This is a genomic window from Kribbella sp. NPDC056345 (assembly GCF_042262745.1).
GTDB lineage: Bacteria > Actinomycetota > Actinomycetes > Propionibacteriales > Kribbellaceae > Kribbella.
This window is the reverse complement of sequence record NZ_JBHJQQ010000035.1, coordinates 1-4,696: the sequence shown is the minus strand read 5'-3', so window position 1 is coordinate 4,696 and position 4,696 is coordinate 1. Positions and strand designations below refer to the sequence as shown.

5 protein-coding genes and 1 tRNA gene are annotated in these 4,696 nt (G+C 66.6%); 3 read left to right on the top strand and 3 right to left on the bottom strand.

Translation table 11 applies throughout. The annotated features are described in order from the left end of the window. Nucleotides 1–618 precede the first annotated feature (618 nt). Nucleotides 619–1,065: a pyridoxamine 5'-phosphate oxidase family protein gene (locus tag ACFCV3_RS42590; protein WP_376041162.1), complete on the top strand. Its 447-nt coding sequence runs from the start codon at nucleotides 619–621 to the stop codon at nucleotides 1,063–1,065. A 275-nt stretch (nucleotides 1,066–1,340) separates the two neighbouring features. On the opposite strand, the gene ACFCV3_RS42585 is transcribed toward ACFCV3_RS42590, so the two are convergent. Beyond that, nucleotides 1,341–1,412, bottom strand: a tRNA-Val gene (locus ACFCV3_RS42585). Between the two features lie 130 nt (nucleotides 1,413–1,542). Between ACFCV3_RS42585 and ACFCV3_RS42580 the strand changes: the two genes are divergently transcribed. Beyond that, nucleotides 1,543–2,109 (top strand): CGNR zinc finger domain-containing protein, encoded by a 567-nt coding sequence (locus tag ACFCV3_RS42580; RefSeq protein WP_376041160.1) that lies wholly within the window; start codon nucleotides 1,543–1,545, stop codon nucleotides 2,107–2,109. On the opposite strand, the gene ACFCV3_RS42575 is transcribed toward ACFCV3_RS42580, so the two are convergent. Further along, nucleotides 2,110–2,601: a MarR family winged helix-turn-helix transcriptional regulator gene (locus tag ACFCV3_RS42575; RefSeq protein WP_376041157.1), complete on the bottom strand. Its 492-nt coding sequence runs from the start codon at nucleotides 2,599–2,601 to the stop codon at nucleotides 2,110–2,112. A gap of 97 nt (nucleotides 2,602–2,698) precedes the next feature. On the opposite strand from ACFCV3_RS42575, the gene ACFCV3_RS42570 reads away from it, so the two are divergent. Beyond that, on the top strand, nucleotides 2,699–3,739 hold the full coding sequence (locus ACFCV3_RS42570) for an MBL fold metallo-hydrolase (protein ID WP_376041154.1): 1,041 nt from the start codon (nucleotides 2,699–2,701) through the stop codon (nucleotides 3,737–3,739). Here ACFCV3_RS42570 and ACFCV3_RS42565 read toward each other — a convergent pair. Further along, nucleotides 3,736–4,554, bottom strand: coding sequence for an aminotransferase class IV (locus ACFCV3_RS42565; protein ID WP_376041152.1), 819 nt, complete (start codon nucleotides 4,552–4,554; stop codon nucleotides 3,736–3,738). The genes ACFCV3_RS42570 and ACFCV3_RS42565 overlap by 4 nt on opposite strands. Between the last annotated feature and the right edge of the window lie 142 nt (nucleotides 4,555–4,696).

The window sequence follows — 4,696 nt, the reverse complement described above, 5'->3', positions numbered from 1 at the left end:
TCCGGCGTGAGCAGAACAGTAGCGCACTTTCGGCGTCCGCCAAAACCGGATTCTCACGCCTGAAAACAGCCTCATCCGTCACACAAGCACCACGCATTCTGTCCACTCAACACGCCGTCGAGCCCTCCGGTTTTCGTCACTTCACCCCACCGAAATGACCTCCACCGGAACCCCTCAGTCCAGGCATCCAGCGCCAGCAGAGCCGACGAGCCGCGCCCAGCCCTCGTCCGCCGCCCCGCAATCCCGAGCTCGATCCGCCAAGCCGGCAACGGCCGATGCCCCCGATCAGTCCGGAACTCAGGCGACACCCGCCGTACAGACACCACCCGCACCGGCTCGCGATCACTCCCGACCGACGCCGGCTGCAACCGCTCCAACACCCCCGCCGGCAACGCGACCTCGGAAACCACCGGCCGCCCACCCAACACCTGCTCCCGATGCTCCACCCAAGGCAACCCACCCGGCCCCACCGCACAATCCATCAACACAATCGCCCGAGCCCGACCCCCACCACCCATCGGAAACCCGTCCCACAACCCCAACGCCGCAACAGCATCCACACCCCAAGAACGCCCAGCCCACCCCCGCCGTCCCCAGACCCTGTGAAAACCTCTCCAAATGACCGCGACCGCCGAGCCCCGGCCCCTCGCCATCCGCAAGCGCGACACCCTCCACCGCCTAACCCACGACATAGACGCGTGGGTCGCCACCGCCTCCCCAGACGGCACGCCGTACCTGATGCCCCTCTCATTCCTCTGGACCGGCCAACACCTCTACCTATCCACCGCCCGCAACAACCCCACCGCCCGCAACCTAAAAGCCAACCCAGTCCTGCAGTTGACCCTAGGCACCCTCCGAGACGTAGTGCACCTAACCGCCACCACCGACAACACCCAACCAACCCCCACCGAAGCCCAAGCCTTCGCCACCAAAGCCGGCTTCGACCCCCGCCCCCTCCCCAACTACCCCTTCATCCGAGCCACCCCCACCAAAATCCAAGCCTGGCAAGAGTCCAACGAACTAAAAGACAGAACCCTCATGCAAAACGGCACCTGGCTGACCTAACAGACCCGAGCCCCCGCCGCAGCCCGACAAACGAGCCCCAACCGCAGCGCGCAACCGGGGGAGCGCGCCTCGGCCACAGCCGGAACCGTATGAGCGATCCTCAGCCATCGCGGGGAACCGGCGAGCGTGCCCCCACCCAAGCCGCCAAAGCGAAGCGAGGCGAAGGGGGTGCGGGTGGCGAAGCCCCCGCCTGCGGCAAGCGAAGCGCAGCCGCACAAACGACGAAGGCGACCAGGTCCGCGCTTTCCGCGGACACAGGTCGCCTATCGACTTCGTGGGCGATACTGGGTTCGAACCAGTGACCTCTTCGGTGTGAACGAAGCGCGCTACCACTGCGCCAATCGCCCAGGCGTGGTGCGTGTTGCTGGTGTTGCCTGGTGGGGTCTTGCGGGTGAAACCTTAGCGCATGATGCGGCGACGTTCTAATCGGGGCGGGCTACTCTTGGGCCAGGACGGAGACCCCGTCACGTTGGAGACGTGATTGTGACTTTCTCGCACGACACCGAGCAGGCGCTCGGCACGCTGGTCCGGCTGGTCAACACGCTGCCCGGGCCGAACAGCCAGGTCGACACGATGGGGACCTTGGAGGAGCTGGAGAAGTTCGTCCAGGAGCGGGAGTTCAGTGCGGTCGGGATCCTGACGGACAAGGACCTGGCCGACGTCCGGGATCTGCGGCCGTTGTTCTCGCCGGTGTTCACGACGGATTCGGATGCGACGGCGGCGGCGATGATCAACGCGATCATTGCCCGGGGTACGACGACGCCGCGGCTGACGAACCATGACGGGCACCCGTGGCACATCCACTATTCGCGGGACGGTTCGTCGCTGGCCTGCCGGATCACGGTGGAGTGCGGGATCGCGCTGGCGCAGGTGATCTCGGCGGGGGAGCGCGAGCGGCTCCGCCGGTGTGAGGCGCCGGATTGTGACGACGCCTTGATCGATCTGTCCCGCAACCGCTCGAAGCGGTACTGCGACGCCCGCACCTGCGGGAATCGCCTGCATGTGGCCGCCTATCGCGAGCGCCGCAAGGCGTCGGGGGAGTAGTCAGCTCTGCTCGCGTAGCGCGGTGACGGTTTGGCCGGTCAGTCCTAGGTGGGTGCCCAAGGCATCCACGGCTGTGGTGAGGGCGGCGAACTGTTCTTTGGTGAGGGAATCGACGAAGGCGCTTCGGACCAGGGTGACGTGGTCCGGGGCGCTTTCGCGGAGTTTGGCCCAGCCGGCGTCGGTGAGGGCGGCGATGATCCCGCGGTCGTCGGTGTCGCACGGGCGCCGTCGTACCAGGCCGGCTTTTTCGAGTTGGGTGACCTGGTAGCTGAGGCCGCTTTTCGAGGTGAGGGCGACGCCGGCGAGCTCGGTCATGCGTAGTTCGCCGCCGGGGGCGTTGGACAGTCGCGCGAGCACCTCGTACTGCGGGTGCGAGAGGCCGGCGTTGTCCTTGAGTTGCTGTTCGACCTGCTGATTGAGCAGGGTCGCGACACCCAGGAACGTCCGCCAGGTGCGCAGTTCCCGGTCGGTGAGCCCGTGTCCGTCCGCCATGGCCTCATCCTATCGAATGATTGTTCAAATTCGAACAAGGCGCTATCGTCGATCAGGTAGTTCCAATTTGAACGACTCTCGAGAGAGCGAGCAGACCATGAGTGAGGTAACGAATGCCCCGTCCCGCCGGGGGCTGCTGAAGCTGGGTTCGATCGCCGCCGCAGCCGGCGCCGCGAGCGTCGTACTGGGCAACAATCCAGCCTCAGCAGCCGGTACGGCGACGCCCGCGCAACCCAAGTTCGCAGCGCTGCCGGCTGATGCGAAGCCACTGCCGATGGGGCCGGACGGATACCGCCTCGACCGGATCGGGCCCGAGATGTTCGCCGTCACCGCCGGTGGAACGCAGTCGGCCTTCGTGGTCAGCAACCGCGGTGTCATCCTGCTCGACGCGCCGCCCGCGCTCGCCAAGGCGCTGCCGGCGGCGATCAGCAAAGTGACCAGCAAGCGCGTCACGCACCTCGTGTACAGCCACCACCACGCGGACCACATCTCCGGCGCGGCGGCGTTCGGCGACATCATCCGGATCGCTCACGCCGACACCGCGCGGCTGATCCGCGCCGAGCACGACAAGACCCGGCCGATGCCGACCCGCACCTTCACCGACCGGTATTCGCTGACCGTCGGCAATCAGCATCTCGAACTGAGCTATCCCGGCCCGAACCACGAGGCCGGCAACATCATCGTGCACGCGCCGCGGCAACGGGCCGCGCTGATGATCGACGTCGTACTGCCTGGCTGGTCGCCGTTCAGTGCGTGGGGGACTGCGGACAGCGTGCCCGGTGTGCTGCGGGCGCACGACGTTCTCGCGAAGCTCGACATCGACACGTTCGTCGGTGGACACGTGCACCGGCTCGGTACGCCCAAGGACATCAAGGTGTCGCGCGAATTCACCTATGACCTCTGGAACGAGACCCGAAAGGCCGTCGCGGCGACACCATCCGCGCAGTTCTTCGGGCAGGTCGAACCCGGGAACAACTGGGCGGCGTTCAAGCTTTGGTACAACGCGGTTGCCGACAAGGTCGAGCCGGTCATCTACCGCAAGTGGCTGCACCGCCTGGCCGGCGTCGACGTCTTCACCCGCGAGAACATCGTCACCGTCGCGACCTCCCAGATGCTCGATGCCCCGAAGGACCTCTAGGGGTTGAGATCCTCGAGCGAACGATCCGCGAAGATCTTCACGACCTGTGCGGTGATCGAGCCCGGCGCGGGCAGCTCGCGGTCGTCGACCCGATGGATGCCCTGGACGTCGCGCGTCGTCGATGTGAGGAAGATCTCGTCGGCCGTGAAGAGCTGCTCCAGCGGTACGTCGCGCTCGGTCGCACCGAACCACTCGAGGACGAGCGCGCGGGTCACCCCGGCCAGTGCACCCGACTCCAGGGTCGGCGTCACGAGCTCACCGTCGTACACACAGAAGATGTTCGAACCCGTGCCTTCGCAGAGCACGCCGGTGGTGTTCGCGAAGATCGCCTCGCTGCCGCCACGCTCCTTCGCATAGGCGAGGGCGCGGACGTTCTCGGCGTACGACGTGGTCTTCAGACCGGCGACCGCACTGCGCTCGTTGCGTGTCCAGGGCACGGTCACGATCGCCGAGGTCGGCGACGGCGGCTCGATGGCCTGGGTCGCGATCACGATCGTCGGACCCGTCGTCCCGCGATCCGAGGAGAGTGGCGAGACGCCGCCGGTGAACGTGATCCGCAGCCGCCCGAACGCAATGTCCGGATCCGCGGCGACCACCTCGGCGATGCCGGCCTCGACGCGCGCCACATCCGGTGCCGGCAGACCGAGTCCGGTCGCGGAACGGACCAGCCGCTCCAGATGCCGCCGTACTGCGAACGGCTGTCCGTCGACGATCTTGATCGTCTCGAACACCCCGTCACCCGTCGTCAGTCCGTGGTCCAGCGCCGGAACCGTCGCCAGTTCGCCGCCGAGCTCGCCGTTCACCCAGATAAGCATGTGCCGCTCCTTCCACGGAACACCTTAGTGCTAAGGCGAATCGGGTCCCGTTGGTGACCAGCAGGTGACGGTACGTCGTCCTGCGGGGGACCCCGATTTTTGAACTCGGGGCGGGATGGGCTAATGTTCTTCTCGCGCCGGG